Source organism: Curtobacterium sp. PhB190 (assembly GCF_004365385.1).
Taxonomy (GTDB): Bacteria; Actinomycetota; Actinomycetes; order Actinomycetales; family Microbacteriaceae; genus Curtobacterium.
Map to the genome: position 1 here is coordinate 17,417 of NZ_SODN01000015.1, position 20,669 is coordinate 38,085.

The 20,669-nt window shown below is 68.2% G+C and carries 18 protein-coding genes; 7 read left to right on the forward strand and 11 right to left on the reverse strand.

The annotated features are described in order from the left end of the window. Positions 1-5: 5 nt before the first annotated feature. The 7 genes from EDF47_RS18400 to nrdH form a co-directional block, all read right to left on the reverse strand. Positions 6-350, reverse strand: coding sequence for a DUF2750 domain-containing protein (locus EDF47_RS18400; RefSeq protein ID WP_133939062.1), 345 nt, complete (start codon positions 348-350; stop codon positions 6-8). Between the two features lie 640 nt (positions 351-990). Then, on the reverse strand, positions 991-1,380 hold the full coding sequence (locus EDF47_RS18405; RefSeq protein WP_133939064.1) for a tautomerase family protein: 390 nt from the start codon (positions 1,378-1,380) through the stop codon (positions 991-993). Positions 1,381-1,556: 176 nt separating this feature from the next. Then, positions 1,557-3,341, reverse strand: coding sequence for an IS30 family transposase (locus EDF47_RS18410; protein ID WP_243834090.1), 1,785 nt, complete (start codon positions 3,339-3,341; stop codon positions 1,557-1,559). Positions 3,342-3,423: 82 nt separating this feature from the next. Continuing rightward, positions 3,424-4,425 (reverse strand): class 1b ribonucleoside-diphosphate reductase subunit beta, encoded by a 1,002-nt coding sequence (gene nrdF / locus EDF47_RS18415; protein ID WP_111086559.1) that lies wholly within the window; start codon positions 4,423-4,425, stop codon positions 3,424-3,426. Between the two features lie 94 nt (positions 4,426-4,519). Then, positions 4,520-6,625, reverse strand: a complete 2,106-nt coding sequence (gene nrdE / locus EDF47_RS18420; protein WP_133939066.1) for a class 1b ribonucleoside-diphosphate reductase subunit alpha — start codon at positions 6,623-6,625, stop codon at positions 4,520-4,522. 17 nt (positions 6,626-6,642) lie between these two features. Further along, a complete protein-coding gene (gene nrdI / locus EDF47_RS18425) occupies positions 6,643-7,059 on the reverse strand; it encodes a class Ib ribonucleoside-diphosphate reductase assembly flavoprotein NrdI (protein ID WP_071291227.1) in 417 nt (138 codons plus the stop codon). Positions 7,060-7,169: 110 nt separating this feature from the next. Beyond that, positions 7,170-7,403, reverse strand: coding sequence for a glutaredoxin-like protein NrdH (nrdH, locus tag EDF47_RS18430; protein ID WP_056119985.1), 234 nt, complete (start codon positions 7,401-7,403; stop codon positions 7,170-7,172). Positions 7,404-7,736: 333 nt separating this feature from the next. On the opposite strand from nrdH, the gene EDF47_RS18435 reads away from it, so the two are divergent. From EDF47_RS18435 to EDF47_RS18445, 3 genes are all read left to right on the forward strand, one after another. Then, complete coding sequence (locus tag EDF47_RS18435) at positions 7,737-8,942, forward strand: MFS transporter (protein ID WP_123673613.1); 1,206 nt, start codon at positions 7,737-7,739, stop codon at positions 8,940-8,942. 201 nt (positions 8,943-9,143) lie between these two features. After that, entirely contained in the window at positions 9,144-9,962 is an 819-nt protein-coding gene (locus tag EDF47_RS18440) for an aldo/keto reductase (RefSeq protein ID WP_133939068.1), read from the forward strand. Between the two features lie 51 nt (positions 9,963-10,013). Further along, positions 10,014-10,586, forward strand: coding sequence for a hypothetical protein (locus tag EDF47_RS18445; protein WP_133939070.1), 573 nt, complete (start codon positions 10,014-10,016; stop codon positions 10,584-10,586). On the opposite strand, the gene EDF47_RS18450 is transcribed toward EDF47_RS18445, so the two are convergent. Beyond that, positions 10,583-10,834 (reverse strand): hypothetical protein, encoded by a 252-nt coding sequence (locus EDF47_RS18450; RefSeq protein ID WP_123294958.1) that lies wholly within the window; start codon positions 10,832-10,834, stop codon positions 10,583-10,585. The two genes, EDF47_RS18445 and EDF47_RS18450, sit on opposite strands and share 4 nt — an antisense overlap. 105 nt (positions 10,835-10,939) lie before the next feature. On the opposite strand from EDF47_RS18450, the gene EDF47_RS18455 reads away from it, so the two are divergent. The 3 genes from EDF47_RS18455 to EDF47_RS18465 all read left to right on the forward strand — a co-directional run bounded on the left by EDF47_RS18455 (position 10,940) and on the right by EDF47_RS18465 (position 13,486). Beyond that, complete coding sequence (locus EDF47_RS18455) at positions 10,940-11,770, forward strand: hypothetical protein (RefSeq protein ID WP_133939072.1); 831 nt, start codon at positions 10,940-10,942, stop codon at positions 11,768-11,770. A 70-nt stretch (positions 11,771-11,840) separates the two neighbouring features. Then, the gene (locus EDF47_RS18460; protein WP_123294960.1) at positions 11,841-12,362 is read left to right on the forward strand and encodes a ribonuclease H; all 522 of its coding nucleotides are present in this window, start codon (positions 11,841-11,843) and stop codon (positions 12,360-12,362) included. A gap of 86 nt (positions 12,363-12,448) precedes the next feature. Further along, complete coding sequence (locus EDF47_RS18465; protein ID WP_133939074.1) at positions 12,449-13,486, forward strand: NAD-dependent epimerase/dehydratase family protein; 1,038 nt, start codon at positions 12,449-12,451, stop codon at positions 13,484-13,486. Positions 13,487-13,496: 10 nt separating this feature from the next. On the opposite strand, the gene EDF47_RS18470 is transcribed toward EDF47_RS18465, so the two are convergent. After that, complete coding sequence (locus tag EDF47_RS18470) at positions 13,497-14,009, reverse strand: GNAT family N-acetyltransferase (RefSeq protein WP_133939076.1); 513 nt, start codon at positions 14,007-14,009, stop codon at positions 13,497-13,499. Next, the gene (locus tag EDF47_RS18475) at positions 14,009-16,630 is read right to left on the reverse strand and encodes a DEAD/DEAH box helicase (protein WP_208321009.1); all 2,622 of its coding nucleotides are present in this window, start codon (positions 16,628-16,630) and stop codon (positions 14,009-14,011) included. The genes EDF47_RS18470 and EDF47_RS18475 overlap by 1 nt, the downstream gene beginning before the upstream one ends. Positions 16,631-16,717: 87 nt before the next feature. Here EDF47_RS18475 and EDF47_RS18480 point away from each other — a divergent pair, with 87 nt between their 5' ends. Next, complete coding sequence (locus EDF47_RS18480; protein ID WP_133939078.1) at positions 16,718-17,734, forward strand: LLM class flavin-dependent oxidoreductase; 1,017 nt, start codon at positions 16,718-16,720, stop codon at positions 17,732-17,734. A 448-nt stretch (positions 17,735-18,182) separates the two neighbouring features. On the opposite strand, the gene EDF47_RS18485 is transcribed toward EDF47_RS18480, so the two are convergent. Further along, positions 18,183-20,642: a glycoside hydrolase family 3 C-terminal domain-containing protein gene (locus EDF47_RS18485; protein WP_243834091.1), complete on the reverse strand. Its 2,460-nt coding sequence runs from the start codon at positions 20,640-20,642 to the stop codon at positions 18,183-18,185. Positions 20,643-20,669 lie beyond the last annotated feature (27 nt).

Below are 20,669 nucleotides of genomic sequence, written 5' to 3' on the forward strand. Positions count from 1 at the left end.
GATCGCTAGGCGGTCATTCGGGCTCGGAGCTCTTCTGGCGTCAAGTCGTAGCCCGTCGCACGAGGTCCCGACCAGTTCAGACCTGCGATCAGTCCGTCGCGCTCGATTCCAGGAAGCCATCTGCTCTCGAAGTCAGCGCGCGAGATCTCCAGGGGTCGAAACCCCCTGTACGCCGGAACCTGTGCGATGACGTGCTCCGCTCGCGACCGTCGAGACCAGAACAGCATCGCCCGGCGACCATCGGCTGCCTTCGGTGCCGGCACACCGCTGTCGTCTTCGACCGTCCACACCGGGCCGTTGCTGCCGATCTCACGAAAGAACGACGACGCTTGTGCAGCACTGAAACTCACACCACGAAACTAGCGCTGACCCTTGTGCCGATAGCCGATCGGATACCGGACGAGCGCTGCCCCGCAGCGATCTCACTCGTCGTCGCGAGCGACTGCTCTCGGCCGTCGCAGAACAACCCCTGCGCTTCCCGCGGCCAGACAACCGCAGACGGCTGCCGCCGGCAACACAAGTTGCCAACCACCAATAGTTAGCAGCAGACCGCCGATGACGGCAGTGACAAACGCGAGAACTCCCACGACGAGTGATGCACGGCGCACTGGATGCGCCACCAGCTCCTCTTCCGCGCGGTTCCTCACGCCTACTCCGGCCCGCGCGACGGCCGCGGCAACCGCAACTCCCAGTGGGATCGCGACCTGTGAGGCGACAGCCACCGATCCCCAACTCACGTAGCTGTAACGGATCTTGCCGAGGCTGAACATCCCGACCGCGAAGACCGCGCCAGCGAGAACGACCACCGCGGGAAGCGTCGCTCGGCGTAGCCAACTCAGCACCGCTTTCTGACGGGATCGCACCATGTCGACAGATTAGAACTGCACAACGCAGTGCAGGTGCGACGTTCACCGACCTGCGCGCCCGAAGTCAAAGCCAATACCCTCCAGCGCGGGCTCCCGCGGGCGAGCAGGTCGGCGTCCGTCGCCCTCAGACCTCGACGGTGTAGTCGAGCGCGAGGTCGGCGGCGTTCCGGCCTCGGATGCCCCAGGCCACCTTCGGCGTCTCGGTGATCGTGATTTCGATACTGTGCGGCGAGAAGCCGGCAGCGGATTCAATTCGGGCAAAGAGCTCACTGATGAGCCTTCGCTTCGCCCCGTCGCTCCTACCCTCAAACATCGAGATCTCGATGATCGTGTAGTTCGGGCCCCGGTCCTCCGGGTAGACGAAATCGGAGGAGTCGAGACCGATGAACCGCTGGAACCGCTTCTCTGGCGGGTAGTCGAGCGCCTTCGTGATCGCGCCATGGATCGCATCGGAGAGGGCAGCACGATGTGCATCGAGAGACGCACGAAGGCCGAAGACGACTACTTGTGCCATGACCCGATGCTAGCGAGCGCGGGGCGTCCCGTAAGCCGGTCGCCCACCGGACGAACTGCTGCACACTCCAGGGTGCCGACAAGCCATGTCTCACATAGCCCGTCCGCGCTCCATTTCGTTGACGGGGCGGCGGATTCTGATGGTCGACGCAACAGATGGTCGATTTGGGGCTGGCTTCAGGGTAGCTGGAGGGCGGGTTTGCGGCGCTTCTCGGCGTTGAATCGTTCGGTTGGAGTGTCGTAGTCGAGGCGCTTTCGCGGGCGGTTGTTGAGATCGTTCATCACGGTGGTGACGTGGCTGGGGCTGTGGATGGCGAGGTTCGTGCCCTTGGGGAAGTACTGCCGGAGGAGCCCGTTGAAGTTCTCGTTCGCGCCGCGCTGCCAGGGGCTGGAACGGTCGGCGAAGAACACAGGGACGCCGGTCGTGGCGGTGAGTTGTTCGTGGGCGGCCATCTCGACGCCCTGATCCCAGGTGAGCGACCGTTTCAGGTGCTTGGGGATCGAGGCGAACGCTTCCGTGATCGCCGCGTTGACGCTGCGCGCGGTGTGGTCGTTCGGGAGGTTCAGGACGATGCCGTAGTGGGTGGTGCGTTCACGGAGAGTGGCCATCGCGGACACGGAGCCGACACCGACGATGAGGTCGCCTTCCCAGTGCCCGGCGGTCTGCTTGTCGGCTGCTTCGGCGGGGCGCTGGGTGATGCTGGCCATGTTCCGGATGCGGGATCCTCGACCGATGGGGTTGTTCCACCTGGTGCGTCGGACTCGACGTCCGGTGCGGAGTTTGCCCGTGTAGCGCTTGTGCAGGCCGGCATCGTCCCGGAGGAGCAGGGCTCGGTAGATGGTCTCGTGGCAGATGCGCATGGCCGGGTCCGTGGGGTAGGTCTTTCGCAGCCAGCCGCTGATCTCCTCCGGTGACCAGAACCGGTTCAGCTTCCGCTGCACCAGCCGCCGAAGCGCGGCATCGGCGACGAGGCGGTGCGGTTTCGGACGAGCGCGTTGGCGCCTGGCGTCGTCGTCAGCAACATGCGGCAAGTAGTCCCCGCTTCCCGTCCGGTGCCGACGGAGCTCGCGACTGATCGTTGACGGGTGCCGGCCCAGACGGACGCTGATCTGGCGCATCGAGAGTCCCAGGCGGTGGAGGTCGGCGATCTGGAGCCGTTCCCGCAGCTCGAGGTAGCGTCCGACGACTGCCGGTGCGGTCGGTGTGAGCGATGGGATGCGGTAGCCGGCTCGTTGTCGGATCCAGGTGCCGGAACGTCGGGTCATGCCGAGCAGTTTGCAGGCGTCGGTGTTGCTCATGCCCTGCCGCATCAGCTGCCAGTACTCATCCTCGACGTCACGGACCTTCCGCCCCCGCCGCGTCGTCGTCAGGGTGAGGTCAGCAACGCGCGCCGACGCTGCCAACGCTTTCCGCAGCGCCGCCGCGGCGTCGCTCTGGTCGCGGCGGAGTCTGCTCTGCCGTTCTCGTTCGAGCAAGTCAGCGCGCTTCCCGCTCAGCCGAAGCGTGACGGCGACAGACGCGACGGAGCTTCCCTCCCGGAGCTCGTCGAATCGGCGTCGGACGAGCCGGTAGCCGGTCGCGCGGCCCAACCCGGATTCCACCGCGGCATCTTCGACAGATGCACCCGCGTGAAACGCCGACCAGAACCGGTCCTCGACGCTCAGCTCGACGCGCAGATGATGCCTGCCGTCGAGGTTCAGACGCGCTTCCCACGAGGCCACGCGACTGCTCGTCACACCGACGACGGTCACCGCTGCTGCAGGGTCAGAACCGGAACGGCGCAGCTGCAGATACCGCTCGCGCAGGAACCGGTACCCGGTCTCCTTGCCGATGCCAGCGATTCGGGCGGAAGGTTTGAGACCGCGCCCCTCCCGGATCAGGGCGAGGAAGCGAACAGCTTGCGGAGACGACAGAGACAAGTACAAGGGCAACACCTCGGAGGAAGGTGTTGCGTCGACCAAGTGAATCCGGGGGGCGACATACGGACACAAGAACGCCCCGCCAGCCGAAGCCAGCAGGGCGTCCCCACGAGTCAGACCAGGGTCAGAAGTCCCAGTCCTCGTCCTCGGTCTTCTCCGCCTTGCCGATGACGTACGACGACCCGGACCCCGAGAAGAAGTCGTGGTTCTCGTCCGCGTTCGGCGACAGGGCCGACAGGATCGCCGGGTTCACGTCCGTCGTCTCCTTGGGGAACATCGGCTCGTAGCCCAGGTTCATCAGCGCCTTGTTGGCGTTGTAGTGCAGGAACTTCTTGACGTCCTCGGTCAGCCCGACCTGGTCGTAGAGGTCCTGCGTGTACTGCACCTCGTTCTCGTAGAGCTCGAACAGCAGGTTGAACGTGTAGTCCTTGATCTCCTGCTTGCGCTCTTCGGAAGCGCCTTCGAGGCCCTTCTGGAACTTGTACCCGATGTAGTACCCGTGGACGGCTTCGTCACGGATGATCAGGCGGATCAGGTCAGCCGTGTTGGTGAGCTTGGCGCGCGAGGACCAGTACATCGGCAGGTAGAAGCCGGAGTAGAACAGGAACGACTCGAGCAGCGTCGAGGCGACCTTGCGCTTCAGGGGGTCGTCGCCGGTGTAGTAGTCGAGGACGATCTGGGCCTTCTTCTGCAGGTTCACGTTCTCGGTGGACCAGCGGAAGGCGTCGTCGATCTCGGGCGTCGAGGCCAGCGTAGAGAAGATCGACGAGTAGCTCTTCGCGTGGACCGATTCCATGAACGCGATGTTCGTGTAGACGGCTTCTTCGTGGGGGGTGATCGCGTCGGGGATCAGGCTGATCGCGCCGACGGTGCCCTGGATGGTGTCGAGCAGCGTCAGGCCGGTGAAGACCCGCATGGTGAGCTGCTGCTCTGCCGGCGTCAGCGTGTTCCACGACTGCACGTCGTTCGACAGCGGCACCTTCTCGGGCAGCCAGAAGTTGTTGACCAGCCGGTTCCAGACCTCGACGTCCTTGTCGTCCTGGATGCGGTTCCAGTTGATGGCACTGACCGAGCTGATCAGCGGGATGGACTTGCCCGTGGCGTGGACCGGGTCGGTGAGGGTCATGGGATTGTCTTCCGGATTCGAGATGGTGATCTGATGACGGACTGGAGGCGCGGGGCGGGGCCCGCCCCGCGCCTCCAGGAAGAGAGCAGCAGCTCTACAGCATGCAGCTGACGCAGCCCTCGACCTCGGTGCCCTCGAGGGCGAGCTGGCGCAGACGGATGTAGTAGATCGTCTTGATGCCCTTGCGCCATGCGTAGATCTGGGCCTTGTTGATGTCACGCGTGGTGGCGGTGTCCTTGAAGAACAGCGTCAGGGACAGGCCCTGGTCCACGTGCTGCGTCGCCGCGGCGTACGTGTCGATGATCTTCTCGGCACCGATCTCGTACGCGTCCTGGTAGTAGTCCAGGTTGTCGTTCGTCATGAACGGCGCCGGGTAGTAGACGCGGCCGAGCTTGCCTTCCTTGCGGATCTCGATCTTCGACGCGATCGGGTGGATCGACGACGTCGAGTGGTTGATGTACGAGATCGAACCGGTCGGCGGGACGGCCTGCAGGTTCTGGTTGTAGATGCCGTGCTCCTGGACGGACGCCTTCAGCGCCTTCCAGTCGTCCTGCGTCGGGATCGTGATGTTCGCGTTGTCGAACAGCGAGGCAACGCGAGCGGTCGCGGGGGTCCACGCCTGGTCGGTGTACTTGTCGAAGAACTCACCCGACGCGTACTTCGAGTCACGGAAGCCGTCGAAGGTCTCGCCGGTCTCGATCGAGATCTTGTTCGACGCACGCAGGGCGTGGAACAGCACCGTGTAGAAGTAGATGTTCGTGAAGTCGATGCCCTCTTCGGAGCCGTAGTAGACGCGCTCACGAGCAAGGTAGCCGTGCAGGTTCATCTGGCCGAGGCCGATGGCGTGCGACTTGTCGTTGCCGTCCTCGACGGAACGCACCGAGGCGATGTGCGACATCTGCGACACGGACGTCAGGCCACGGATCGCGGTCTCGATGGTCTTGCCGAAGTCCGGCGAGTCCATCGTCAGCGCGATGTTCAGCGACCCGAGGTTGCAGGAGATGTCCTTGCCGATCTCCTTGTAGGACAGGTCCTCGTTGAAGGTCGTCGGGGTGTTGACCTGCAGGATCTCGGAGCACAGGTTGGACATGTTGATCCGACCCTTGATCGGGTTGGCCTTGTTCACCGTGTCCTCGAACACGATGTACGGGTAGCCAGACTCGAACTGGATCTCGGCGATGGTCGTGAAGAAGTCACGCGCCTTGATCTTCGTCTTCTTGATGCGCGAGTCGTCGACCATCGCGCGGTAGTTCTCGGAGATCGGGACGTCACCGAAGGGGACGCCGTAGACCTTCTCGACGTCGTACGGCGAGAACAGGTACATGTCCTCGTTGTTCTTCGCGAGCTCGAACGTGATGTCCGGCACGACGACGCCGAGGGACAGCGTCTTGATGCGGATCTTCTCGTCGGCGTTCTCGCGCTTGGTGTCGAGGAACTTCATGATGTCCGGGTGGTGGGCGCTGAGGTAGACCGCGCCGGCACCCTGACGCGCACCGAGCTGGTTCGCGTAGGAGAAGGAGTCTTCCAGCAGCTTCATCACGGGGATGATGCCCGAGGACTGGTTCTCGATCTGCTTGATCGGGGCGCCGGCCTCACGGATGTTGGAGAGCAGCAGGGCCACGCCGCCGCCGCGCTTCGAGAGCTGCAGCGACGAGTTGATCCCGCGCGAGATCGACTCCATGTTGTCTTCGATGCGCAGCAGGAAGCAGGAGACGAGTTCGCCGCGCTGGGCCTTCGCCGTGTTGAGGAACGTCGGGGTGGCGGGCTGGAAGCGGCCGGCGACGATCTCCTCGACGAGGTCGATCGCGAGCTGCTCGTTGCCCTGCGCCAGGCCGAGGGCGGTCATGACGACGCGGTCCTCGAAGCGCTCGAGGTAGCGCTTGCCGTCGAACGTCTTGAGCGTGTAGCTCGTGTAGTACTTGAACGCGCCGAGGAACGTCTGGAACCGGAACTTCTTCGAGTACGCCAGGTCGTTGAGTCGCTGGATGAAGTCCAGCGAGTACATGTCGATCGTCGCTTTTTCGTAGTACTCGTTCTCGACCAGGTAGTCGAGCCGCTCCTTCAGGTTGTGGAAGAAGACGGTGTTCTGGTTGACGTGCTGCAGGAAGAACTGCTTGGCGGCCTCACGATCCTTGTCGAACTGGATGTTCCCGTCCGCGTCGTAGAGGTTGAGCATCGCGTTGAGGGAGTGGTAGTCCATCCCCGTCTGCGGCGACGTCAGATCGACGTCTGCAACTGCTGCGTCCAAAATGCATCCAATCCTGAGTTGACCGCCGACACGTCGTCAGGGGTCCCGAAGAGTTCGAATCTGTAGAGAAGGGGGACGTTGCACTTCCGCGCGATGACGTCCCCTGCCAGGCCGTAGGCCTCGCCGAAGTTCGTGTTGCCGCCGACGACCACACCGCGGATGAGCGAGCGGTTGTGCGCGTCGTTGAGGAACTTGATGACCTGCTTGGGAACCGCACCCTCGCCGTTGCCGCCACCGTAGGTGGGCAGGAACAGGACGTAGGGCTCGTCCACGTGGAGGAAGGGTTCGCTCGGGTAGAGCGGGATCCGGTCCGCGTCGCGGCCGAGCTTCTCGACGAAGCGCGCGGTGTACCCGGACACGCTCGAGAAGTAGACCAATCGGCTCATGGCGCGCTCCTCGGTGGAAGGTGCGGACAGACGGACCGGGGGTGTCCTGTGGGCGGCGATCCGGGCCTCCTGAGCGGGTCCGGGGTGACCGTCCACAGGACGGGAGGCGACTACGCCAGTTCGGCGCTGAGCGTCGCGATCTTGTCGGGGCGGAAGCCCGACCAGTGGTCGTCGTCCGTGACGACGACGGGGGCCTGCAAGTAGCCCAGGCTCTTGACATGCTCGAGGGCTGCCTCGTCGGTGGAGACGTCGTGCACTTCGTACTCGATGCCCTTGTTGTCGAGGGCCCGGTACGTCGCTGTGCACTGGACGCAGGACGGCTTGGTGTAGACGGTGACGGCCATGTTCTCCCCTGGTTTCTGGGCCTGATTCCAGGTCCGAAGTTCGTGTGCGGTGCTGAGGACGACGCTACTACATGTTGTGCCCGGCGGACCCGTCGACCACAAGAGAAAGTGTTACACGCCTGTAGTTTCCACAACCCGATCCACAGACTGTGGATTCCCGGAGGCCCGGTTTTCCGCCACTCTCGCACCCACCACCGACACTCTCCACAAGCTGTGGACGGAAGTTCTCGACACCTCCCGTCGGCGTGTCTGAGAACGGTGTCGACGAGGACCTCCTCCACACCTCCCCCGGACGGGTGACACCCCGATCCGTCCGGTCCGTACACTCGTCTCGTGAGCACGTACGGCCCCCTCCTGAAGACCCCCGGCGTGGGTCGTGTCATCGCTGCACAGCTCACCGCGCGCTTCCCGTTCGGGATGCTCTCGCTGGCCTACCTGCTGCACGTCGAGCACGTCTTCCACTCCTACGGCGCCGCCGGTCTGGTGCTCGCGACGACGAGTGTCGGGCAGGCGCTGGCGGGCCCGCTCACCAGCCGTTGGATGGGCAGCTGGGGCATGCGCCCCGTCCTCATCCTGACGAGCATCGTCGCGCTCGTGAGCATGGGCGTCATCGGCTTCGTGCTCATGCCGCTCTGGGGCTACGTGGTGGTCGGGTTCCTCGGCGGTCTCGCGGTCCCTCCCGTGCAGCCGGCGGTGCGCACCATCTACCCCAAGATGGTGACCTCGTCGCAGCTCACCCCCTTGTTCTCGCTCGACGCCAGCGCCCAGGAACTCATCTGGGTCGCCGGACCGGTCATCACCACCTTCGTCGCGACCCAGGTCGGCACGGTCGAGGCGATCGTCGTCGCCATGGTCTTCCTGGTGGTCGGCGGCATCTGGTTCATCGCCTCCCCCGAGCTCGGCCGCGTCCGCATCCCCCGCTCGAAGCGCGCGTTCGGCGTGGTGCTGAAGCGCCCGTCGGTCGTCGTCGCCACCCTGACCGGTCTGCTGCTCATCGGCGCGTGCGCGGCGGTCGAGGCCAGCGTCACCAGCGTCTTCGGCGAGGGCAGCCCGAACGCCGGCATCGTCCTGGCCGTCTTCGCGGTCGGGTCCCTGTTCGGCGGCCTGGCCTTCGGCCACCGTCCGATCTCCCCCAACACCCTGTGGACGCGCATGGCGATCGTCTTCGTCGGTCTCGCGCTCGCCCTGGGCGGCACGAACTTCTGGTGGCTCTGCATCGCCCTCGTGATCGCCGGCATCGGCATCGCACCGGCACTCGCGGTGATGTTCGGCTCGGTCTCCGCCACCGTCAAGTTCTCCGACACCGCCGAGGCCTACGGCTGGATGGGCACCGGTCAGCTCATCGGCGCCGCCGGTGGGTCCGCGGTCGCCGGCTTCCTGATCGACAGCAGTGGCCCGGTGGGCGGCTTCACGGTCGGTGCGGTCATGGCCGGGGTGGGCGTCGTCGTCGCGCTCGGGGCGAAGCGCTGGCTGCCCGACCTGCGCGGCCGTGACGCCAGCCCCATCCCCGACACCGAGCCGGTGGTCCTGCCGACCTGAGCGGGGGGCGGGCGCGGGCTTTCGGCGGCGTACCTGGCCGAAACGGGCGTACCTGGTCGAAAGTTCTGACCAGGTATGCCCGATTGCATTTGCCATCGCGGCCGATGTGGGAAGGAACGAGCGTCCGGCAGACGGCTCGCGTTCTCCACAGATGGCCGGGAGGCCCGGCGCGCGCCCGCCACGCACCGGCAGGATGGATGCATGGTCAGTTCACTTCCCCTGCGTGACGGCGCCGCGATCCCCGCGATCGGGTTCGGCGTCTACAAGGTCGACGACACCGAGGCCGAGACGGCGGTCGGTCTCGCGTTCGACGCCGGCTACCGGCACGTCGACACGGCCGAGATGTACGGCAACGAGACCGGCGTCGGCAAGGCGATCCGGGCCTCCGGGCTCGACCGTGACGACGTCTTCGTGACGACCAAGGTGTGGAACGACCACCAGGGGCGCGACGCGACCCTGCGTGCCTTCGACGGCAGCCTCGAGCGGCTGGGGCTCGACGCGGTCGACCTCTACCTGATCCACTGGCCGGCCGCGGCGAACGACCGCTACGTCGACACCTGGCGCGCGCTCGTCGAACTGCGCGACTCCGGCCGGGCACGGAGCATCGGGGTCTCGAACTTCCAGGTGCCGCACCTGCAGCGGCTCGTCGACGAAACCGGTGAGGCGCCGGTGCTCAACCAGGTCGAGCGGCACCCGTGGCTCCCGCAGCGCGAGCTCATGGAGTTCCACCAGCAGCACGACATCGTCACCGGAGCCTGGTCGCCGCTCGGTCGCGGTCGGCTGGTCGACGAACCGATCCTCACCGGCATCGCTGACGCACACGGGGTGAGCGTCGCGCAGGTCCTCGTCCGGTGGAACGTGCAGCAGGGGGTCGTGGTGCTGCCGAAGTCGGTGACGCCGTCGCGGATCCGGTCGAACCTCGACGTCGACGGCTTCGTGCTCAGCGACGACGAGCTCGCGGCGATCGCCACGCTCGAGTCCGGGCAGCGGACGGGCTCGCACCCCGACTCGGTGTCGTGACGGTAGCGCCGTCGTGACGTGGTGCTCGCGTGACGGCGTAGGTTCTTCGGGGTGAACGATCCTCAGCAGACCGCACGTGAGCACCTCGGGCCCGACGAGCACCTGTACTGGGCCGGCACGAGCGACCCGGCGAAGCTCTTCACGGGGCGGGACGGCTTCCTCATCCCGTTCTCCCTGTTCTGGTCCGGCTTCATCCTGTTCGCAGTGGCCGACGTCGTGCGGAACGGGTACCTCGGCGTGGGCGCGATCATCCCGATCGTCTTGTCGCTGGTCGGCCTGCATCTCGTGTTCGGGCGTTTCTTCGTGAAGGCCCACCGCAAACGCACGACCGTGTACGCCGTCACCGACCGCCGCGCACTGATCATCACGCCGAACACCACACGCGAGGTTCCGGTGGGACGCACCGATCGCACCATCACCTGGACCGGGGGGCGACGACACTGTTCGGTGGAGTGGAACACCGGCGATCCGAGCGGAGTGTCGGCGTTCTTCGCCGGCGGAGCGACCGCCAAGATCTACGCGAACACCGGACTCGACGGGCTGTTCGGACCGCAGGTGTTCGCCTTCTGGGACGTCCGCGACGGCGAGGAACTCGTCCGCGAACTCGACCGGGTGTCCCGCTAGCCCCGGCGGTCTTCTTCCGACTGCCACGGCAGGTGCAGATCGCCCGGTGCGGGTTCCACGTCGCCGGCGTCGTCCGCGCCTCCCGTTCCCGGTGCGGCGGTGATCTTGGACGTGTCGATGCCGTCCGCCTCGAGTTCGGCGTCGCTGCGCTGGTCGGTCTGCGACGCCTCGGTCTCCCGCTCGCTCGACGGGCTGTACGCAGTGTCGGTCGAGTCGGGATCCGGCGTCTCCGGGATGCTGTCGCTCATGACCCGGACGGTAGTCCGTGTGCCCCGAGTACCAGTTCGGTCACGGCGGTCGATCGGGCCGGACCCCGGCGGTACGCTCCCTGCCGTGGGGGAACGATGACACGGATGCGGACCGCGGCGAGCGCGGTCATCGGTACGGCGATGGTGGGGCTGCTGCTGACGGGCTGCACGGCGTTCGGCGGGGACGACACCCTGCCGAAGCCGACCCGACAGGCCACCGAGCGGACGGCGGAGCCGATCCCCGATCCGACGCTCACGACCGAGCAAGTCGACGGGGAACCGGACGAGGTCGAGCAGGTCCTGCCCACGGGCACGGTCGCGGCGGAGACCGACGTCACGTCCCCGAGCGGTGACACGAGCATCCACGTGCGCATCGTGGCGAACGACGAGGGTACGTTCACCGCGCAGCTGTCCGGCTACCGCACGACCAACCCGCAGCAGATGAGCCTGCAGTTCCGGCACCGGACCGCCAGCCCGCTCGACGGCGGTGACGCCTCGGCGCGGGACACGACCGAGTGGACCGCCGCCTCCGGGCCGCCGAAGACCGTGGTCATGAACGACGCCGGTGCACGACCGGACTACTTGCGCAGCGTCGTCCTCGTCCCCGCCTCAGTGCCGGACGAAGACCCGTCGAAACGCCCGTGGGTCGGATCGGTGCTGGCCGTCGGTGCTCTGGACTGGAAGATCCCGAACCCCTACCCGGACTTGCGCATCACCGTGGGCAAGGACCGACCGGGGGCGTACGGCATCGTCACGGACGCCGACGGACGACCGGCCGACTACCTGGTGGCGCACGGCGACGAGCTGACCACGGTCGCGCAGCGGTTCGGCATCACACCGGCCGAGGTGCAGTGGCTCAACCCGTACATGGAGACCCGAGCCGACGACTGGTTGCTCGGGGGCAGCACGCTGAACCTCGACCCTGCGCGCCGATGACCTCGGCGCGGACGGCACGCGACCGTCCGTTACGCTCGACGGGCACCAGCCCCGACCAGGAGGTCCCCTCGTGACGATCGTCGCCGCAGCAGACGGCTCAGCCCTCGGCAACCCCGGCCCCGCCGGCTGGGCCTGGTACGTCGACGACGACCGCTGGGCCGCCGGTGGCTGGCCCCGGGCAACGAACAACATCGGCGAGCTCACGGCCGTCCTGCAGTTGCTCCGCGCGACGAAGGACTCCGGCGAGCCGCTGCACATCCTGTGCGACAGCCAGTACGCCATCAAGGCCTGCACCGAGTGGCTCGCCGGGTGGAAGCGGAAGAACTGGCGCAAGGCCGACGGCAAGCCGGTCATGAACGTCGAGATCATCAAGGAGCTCGACGCCGAGCTGCAGGGCCGCAAGGTCACGTTCGAGTGGGTCCGCGGGCACGTCGGCCACGAGATGAACGAGGCCGCCGACGTCCGCGCCCGTGGTGCCGCCACCGCGTACCAGAACCACACCGACGTGCCGCACGGTCCGGGCTGGCCCGGCGTCGAGGTCACCGAGCCGTCCGCACTGCCCGAGGCGACCCCGCCGGCCACGCTCTTCTGACCGACGAGCTCGGTCGGCCTGGGTCTCGGAGACCCAGGAACACCGAGGCACTGGTCCGCATCCGACCCCGAGACGATGCTGGACGCATGGAGAACACCGAACACGTCCTGGTCACCGGCGGCTCCGGCTTCATCGCCGGCCACCTGATCCTGCAGCTGCTCGACGCCGGGCACCGCGTCCGCACCACGATCCGGTCCCTCGACCGTGCACCCGAGGTCCGTGCGGTCCTCGCCGAGGCCGGCCTGACCGCCGACGACCGGCTGGAGTTCGTCGCCGCCGACCTGACGTCCGATGACGGATGGGCCCAGGCGGTCGCGGACATCGACGTCGTGCACCACGTCGCCTCGCCGGTGATGCCCGGCCACGTCGAGGACGAGGACACCGTGATCCGTCCGGCGGTGGAGGGGACGCTGCGGGTGCTGCGCGCCGCACACACGGCCGGAGTCGATCGGGTCGTGCTGACCTCGGCCTTCCACGCGGTCAGCTGGGGCCACCCGCACTCCGACCACGTGTTCACCGAGGCCGACTGGACGGTGCTCGACGGGCCCGGAGTCGACGCCTACGGGAAGAGCAAGACCCTCGCCGAACGGGCCGCGTGGGACTTCGTCGCGTCCGAGCCCGGTGCGCCGGAGCTCGTCACGACGATGCCGGTCGCGGTGATGGGTCCGGCGATGGGGCACGCGGTGTCCGGTGCGAACCACATCCTGCAGGCCATGCTCTCCGGCGCGATGCCCGCGACACCGCGACTGTTCATCCCCATCGTCGACGTGCGTGACGTCGCCGCGGCGCACGTCACCGCGACGACCGCCCCGGATGCAGCGGGCAAACGGTTCCTCTTGTCGAACGGCCCGGCGCTCGAGATGGCCGAGATCGCCGCCACCCTGCGCGACCACCTCGGTGACGACGCCCGGGCAGTCCCGACGCAGACGCTGCCCGACGACGTCGTACGGACCGCAGCCGAGACCCAGCCGCAGTTCCGTGCGATGGTGCCCGACCTCGGCTACGCCAAGCGCACCTCGAACGAGCGAGCGCGCACCGTGCTCGGCTGGACCCCTCGTGATCCGCACGAGGCGATCGTGGCGGCGGCCCGGAGCCTGGTGGCGAAGCGCCTGGTCCACCCCTGACCCACGAGGATCAGACCGCCCGCTCCCACAACGCCACCGTGCTCTCGAGCCCGTCGTACCGGTACGGCTTCCGCTCCCCTGTCGGCGCGTACCCGAGCGCCCGCCAGAACGGCTCGGCACCGACCGCGTTCGTCGCCACGATCCCCAGTCGTAGTCGGTCGGCGCGGGCGTCGGCCGCCAGGGACACGACGGCCTCGTGCAGGACCCGTCCGAGGCCGGAACCCTGCCGATCGCCGCGGACGACGAGCAGTCCGACGTACGCCGTGGTCGGTGCCGGGTACCCGAGCAGCACGTCCGCGAATGCCACGAGCGATTCGCCGTCCCACAGCCCGATCCCGTACTTGCCCGCCGGGTCGAAGCCGTCCGGCACCGACACGAGTGCGCTCAGCCCGTCGGACGGCCCCGGCGGGTACCCGGTGATCCGCTCGGCGTAGTCCGGCACGGTCTCGAGCAGCACCTGCAGCGCATCGACGTCGTCCGCACCGAGCGCTCGCACGACGAACGAACCGGCACCGGCCGGCATCAGTCGACGTCCACGTCGGCCCACCCGTCGAACCGACCGATCTCGGTGACCCGGACCACGGCCTCACCGGCTTCGTCCGAGGCGTCGAGGTTGATCGTCGCCGAGAACCCGAAGTCCTTGTCGCCTGACGGGTCCGCGAAGATCTGCCGAGCGCGCCACACGCGCGCCACGCCCGCCGCACCCGCACCCGTCGCCCCAGCACCCGCCCCCACACCCGTCGCCCCCGTCTGGTCGAGCACCAGGTAGGACATCGACCGCGCCTCGGCATTGGTGCCGATGGTGTCGTGCTCCTCGTAGTACTCCTCGAGCACCGCGTCCCACGCGTCGCCGTCGAACCCGGCCGCGGCGTCGAGCGCCCCGAGTCCGTCGACGTCGTCGCGCGCGGCGAGCAGCACCCGCTGGAACAGTGCGTTCCGCACGAGCACGGTGAAGGCCCGCACGTTGCCGGTGAGCCGTGCCGGCTGCGGCGGTGCGATCTCCTGCTCTTCGGCGAGGGCGAGCAGCACGTCGCCGTTGAGCAGCGCCTCCCACTCGTCGACGAGCGAGGAGTCGGTCTGGCGCACGACCTCGCCGAGCCACTCGATCAGGTCGTCGAGCTCCTGGTTCCGCTGTTCCTCGGTGATGGTCTGCCGCATGGTCCGGTACGCGTCGGACAGGTACCGGAGCACGAGCCCCTCGGACCGGGTGAGCTGGTAGAACCGCACGAAGTCGCCGAAGGTCATCGCGCGCTCGTACATGTCACGGACGACGGCCTTGGGCGAGAGCTGGAAGTCGAGGACCCAGGGCTGTTCCGCCGCGTACGTCTCGTACGCCGCCTCCAACAGCTCGGACAGCGGGCGAGGCCAGGTGACCTCCTCGAGCAGCTCCATCCGCTCCTCGTACTCGATGCCCTCGCGCTTCATGCGGGCGACCTCTTCGCCGCGCTCCTTGAACTGCTGCTGCGACAGGATCGCCCGCGGGTCGTCCAGTGTCGCCTCGACGATCGAGACCATGTCCAGCGCGTAGGTCGGAGAAGCAGGATCGAGCAGCTCGAACGCGGCGAGCGCGAACGGGGACAGGGGCTGGTTGAGGGCGAAGTTCGACTGCAGGTCGACGGTGAGCCGGTAGGAGACCGGAGGCCCCGGCACCCGCTCGATGACCTGCGCGTTGATGAGGGTCCGGGCGATGACGAGCGCACGCCGGGCCATCGCGAGCTGGCGGGCGCGCGGTTCGTGGTTGTCGAACACCAGCGAGCGCACCTCGTCGAACGCCGAACCGCCCCGGGCCACCACGGACAGCACCATCGCGTGCGTGATGCGCATCCGAGACACCATGGGTTCCGGTTCGGCACCGATGAGCCGGTCGAACGAGGCCTGCCCCCAGGACACGAACCCCTCCGGTGCCTTCTTCCGCTTGATCTTGCTCTTCTTCTTCTGGTCGTCGCCGGCCTTGGCGACCGCGCGGGCGTTCTCGATGTCGTGCTCGGGGGCCTCGGCGACGACGTCACCCTCGGTGTCGTACCCGGCGCGTCCGGCGCGGCCGGCGATCTGGTGGAACTCGCGTGCGGACAGCTGCCGCATCTTGGTGCCGTCGAACTTCGTCAGCCCGGTGAACAGCACGGAGCGGATCGGTACGTTGATGCCGACGCCGAGGGTGTCGGTGCCGCAGATGACGGGCAGTAGTCCGCGCTGTGCGAGCTGCTCGACGAGCCGTCGGTACTTGGGCAGCATGCCGGCGTGGTGCACGCCGATGCCGGCGCGGATCAGGCGGGACAGGGTCTGTCCGAAGCCGGCGCTGAAACGGAAGCCCGCGATCGCTTCCGCGATCCGGTCTCGACGCGCACGATCAGCGACCTTCGCCGACATCAGCGACTGCGCCCGTTCGAGCGCCGCGGCCTGGGCGAAGTGCACGATGTAGATCGGTGCCTTGCCCTCCTCCAGCAGCCGTTCGACGGTCTCCTGCACGGGCGTCATCACGTACTCGTACTCGAGCGGCACCGGTCGGCTGACCCCGGTCACGCGGGCGGTGGGTCGGCCGGTGCGTCGGGACAGGTCGTCGGCGATGGTGGTGACGTCCCCGAGGGTGGCCGACATCAGCAGGAACTGCGCACGTTCGAGCACGAGCAGCGGCACCTGCCAGGCCCAGCCGCGGTCGGGGTCGCCGTAGAAGTGGAACTCGTCCATCACCACGACGTCGACGTCGGCGTCGGGTCCTTCGCGCAGGGCGAGGTTCGCCAGGATCTCGGCGGTGCAGCAGACGATGGGGGCGTCGCCGTTCACGCTGGAGTCGCCGGTGACCATGCCGACGTTCTGCGCGCCGAACAGCTCGACGAGCTGGAAGAACTTCTCGGAGACGAGCGCCTTGATCGGTGCGGTGTAGTAGCTCCGCTTGTCCTCGGCGAGCGCGGCGAAGTGCGCGCCGGCCGCGACGAGCGACTTGCCGGTGCCGGTCGGGGTGCTCAGCACGACGTTCGCGCCGGAGACGAGCTCGATGACCGCTTCGTCCTGTGCCGGGTACAGCGGCCGGCCGCCTTCCTCGGCCCAGGCCGCGAAGGCCTCGTAGACCTCGTCGGCGTCGACGACGCCGTCCACCGCCGCCGGGATCGCGGCGACGAGCGGGGGCACGGTGGTGACGTCGGTCATGGCCCCATCCTCCCAGGCTGCGGTGACGAGGTGGTCGGTACGGACGACCGGGAGGCCCGGCTCCATACGCGCGCATAGACTCGCGTCATGCGCCAACTCGGCTTCCTCACCTTCGTCCCGAACCACGGCGGCACTGCGGGTGCGGCGAGCGCCCTGCAGGATGGTCTGCGGCTGTTCGAGACGGCCGAGACCCTCGGCTACGGCACGGGCTGGGTCCGCGGTCGGCACTTCGAGCCCTTCCTGACGAGCCCGATGACGTTCTTCGCCGCCGCGGCCCAACGGACCAGCACCATCGCCTTCGGCACCGCGGTGCTCGGCATGCGCTACGAGGACCCGGTGCGCCTCGCCGAGGACGCCAGCACGGTCGACCTGCTGAGCGGTGGGCGCGTGCAGCTCGGCATCAGCACGGGCATCGCCGGGTACGGGCCGATCCTCGACCCGGTGTTCGGCTCCGTGGACCGCTCGTTCCGCGACGAGGCCGAGGCCCGGGCCGCCCGACTGCTCGAGGTGCTCGACGGCGACGCACTCGGCAGCGCCGGCTCTGGCTACGAGAGCATCCCGGCCGGTGCGGACCTGACCCTGCAGCCGCTCAGCCCCGGCCTGCGCGACCGCGTGTGGTGGGGCGGCGGCAGCATGGGCACCGCGGTGCGCACGGCCGAGAAGGGGCTGCTCCTGCACTGCTCGACCCTCAACACCGAGGACACCGGTGCACCCTTCGCCCAGGCGCAGGCCGACCAGATCGCCGCCTACCGCGAGCGGTTCACCGAGCTGCACGGCGGGACCGGCCGCACGTCGAAGGTCGCGGTGGGCCGCATCGTCGTGCCGTTGCTCGACGACCACGACCGCGCGGTCCACGACGAGTTCCTGACCGGGTACGCCTCGGGAATGGACGACGAGGGCCGACCGCTCTCCGGTCCGCCGTTCCGGTTCAGCAAGGTGCTGTCCGGCGAGCCGGCCGCCATCGTCGACGCCCTGCTCGCCGACCCCGCCGTCACCGCCACGGACGAGCTCGTGATCACCCTGCCCGCGAACGGCGACGTGGCCGCCCACGAGCGGATCCTGCGCATCGTCGCCGAGGAGATCGCGCCGGCACTGCGGGCCTGAGAACGGATCAGGACACCCGGCGGGGCTCAGATCGAGTCGGTGATGCTCGAGAGCCCTGCCGGATGACCATCTCGTCCCTGATCCGCACGGGATGGTGGGACCATCGTTCCACCTACCGAGCGGTTTGTCACACTCGGTTGCGCCCTCAGGACGAGAAAGTTGATCATCCGTCACCCGTTTTGCCCGGATCGCACGAAGTCCGTCAACCGGTTCGCCGAACCCCTTCCAGGACGGAAACAGTCGGGACGAACGAATGCGCCCCCGCGCGGACGCGGGGACGCATTCTGGACGCACCGGGGAAGCTGGGGCATCGTCAGCCGGATCAGGAGGCTGAGTCGCACAACCAGCGACCCCGTAGTCGGTGCGTGCGCCGACGGTAACCAGCCGACTGGCGCACATCGATGTTACTCAACAGGCGTCGTCGGTGCGCGGAAACCGGACGAACTGGTCAGACCAGTTCGAGGGCCGCGCTCCCGGACTCGTCGGCGACCGAGGCTCCGACGTGCAGCGTGAAGGTGCCGGGCTCGTACTGCCAGGCTCCGTCCCAGTGCGCGAACGCCCGGGCCGGCACCTCGATCGAGACCTCGGTCGACTCCCCCGCGCCGAGGCGGACCGGGGCGAACCCGACGAGCCAGCGCGCCGGACGGTCCACCGCCGAGGACTCGCGCGAGGCGTAGACCTGCACGACGTGCTTGCCGGCGCGCGGTCCGGTGTTGGCGACCGTCGCCGTGACGATGACCGCGTCCCCCTCGGACACGGTCGGCGTCGCGACGACGCCGTCGATGGTCCACGAGGTGTAGCCGAGGCCGTGCCCGAACGGGTACGCCGGCGTGGTGCCGGCACGGAGCCAGGCACGGTACCCGATGTGGACGCCCTCGTCGTACGACACCTTGCCGTCGACGGGGGTGACGTCCAGCACGGGCACGTCGGCCATCGCGACCGGCCAGGTGGTGGGCAGACGTCCGCCGGGCTCCTGCGCTCCGGTCAGCACGTCGGCGAGCGCGTTGCCGTACTCCTGCCCACCGAACCAGGTGAGCAGGACCGCGGCGACGTCGTTCCGCCACGGCATCTCCACGGGCGAGCCGGCGTTCACGACGACGACCGTGTTCGGGTTCGCCGCCACGACCGCACGCACCAGGTCGTCCTGGTGCCCGGGCAGCGCGAGCGACGAGCGGTCGTAGCCCTCGGACTCGACCTTCGAGTTCGTGCCGACGACCACCACGGCGACGTCAGCCGCGCGGGCAGCCTCGACTGCGGCATCGATGAGCACCGACGGGTCCTCGTCGGACGGCTCGGTGCCGAACTGGTACGCGAGCACCCCGCCGAGGGTCTCGTCCTGGATGACGTCGTACTCGATGCGGATCGCGACCTGCTGCCCCGAGGCCACCGACACGGGCACCGAGCGGGCCGGCGGGTTGAGGAACGCTGCGCCGAGCTGGTCACCCTCGAACGGCACGTCCTCGTCGAGCACGAGCTCGCCGTCGATCCACATCCGCGACCGGCCGGCCGCGCCGATGCCGATCCGCACGGTGCCGGTGGACGGCGCGGTGTAGGTCGTGGTGATGTCGAGCCGGTCGGCCTCACGCGTGGGGGCGTCGCCGCCGAACCAGAACAGTGCCGTGGCGCGACGGTCCTCGACGTACAGTTCCTGGTCGTCCTTGACGAAGGCGACGCGGGCGCCGGGCTCGCCTGTGCCGGGGTTCGTGATGGTGGACAGCGGGAACTCCGCGATGCCCTCCTGCACGACGGCACCGATCGCGTAGTCGACCGTGGCGCCCGGGAACGCCGAGCGGATCCCGTCGAGCGGCGAGACGACCTGCGACGGCACGACCGTGGCCGAGCCACCGCCCTGTGTGCGGGCCTGGTCGGCGTTGTGGCCGATGACGGCGATGCGGGAGACGGCGGGGGCATCGAGCGGCAGCACGCCGGTGTTGCGGACGAGGACGGTGCCCTCGGCCTCGGCTTCGCGGACGAAGGCGACGCCGTCCTCGACGTGCACCGGCTGCGCGGCCACGGGCTCGAAGCCCTCGAGTGCGCCGACGCGGGCGGCCAGGGTCAGGATGCGGCGGACCTTGCGGTCGATCGCCTCGATCGGCACGTCACCGGACTGCACCGCGGCGAGCAGCGGACCCTCGCTCCACCACTGGTTCGGGCCCGGCATCGCGACGTCCTGCGACGCCTTCGCCGAGTCGACCGAGCGCACGCCGGTCCAGTCGGACACGACGATGCCGTCGAAGCCCCACTCCGAGCTCAGCGGCGTCTCGAGCAGGTCGTGCTCCGACGCGGTGACGCCGTTGATGGAGTTGTACGACGACATGATCGCCCAGGCGTGCGCCTCGGTCACGGCCTTCTCGAACGCGAGCAGGTACAGCTCGCGCAGGGCCCGGTCGGAGACCTCGGTCGACGCGGTGAAGCGGTCGGTCTCGTAGTCGTTCGCGATGTAGTGCTTCGGGGTCGCGGCCACGCCGTTCTCCTGCACACCGTCGACGTACGACGCAGCCAGGTCACCGGTCAGGACCGGGTCCTCGCTGAACGCCTCGAAGTGCCGGCCGCCGAGCGGCGAGCGGTGCAGGTTGATGGTCGGGCCGAGGACGACGTCGACGCCCTTGCGGCGTGCCTCGACGGCTGCTGCTGCGCCGTAGCGCTTCGCGATCGCGCGGTCCCAGGACGCCGACAGCGCGGTCGCCGAGGGCAGGTTCAGCGACGGGTCGCGTTCGTCCCAGACCTCACCACGGACGCCCGAGGGGCCGTCCGACATCAGGATCCGGCGCAGCCCGATCTTCTCGATGGGCCAGGTGGTCCAGAAGTCGCGCCCGGTCAGGAGCTGCACCTTCTCGTCGGTGGTCAGCTGGTCGACGAGCGCGTCGATGCGCTCGGCCGTACTGGAGGCAGCGGTCACGTCGTTCACGGTAGTCACGGTGGTCGGTCCTTTCGT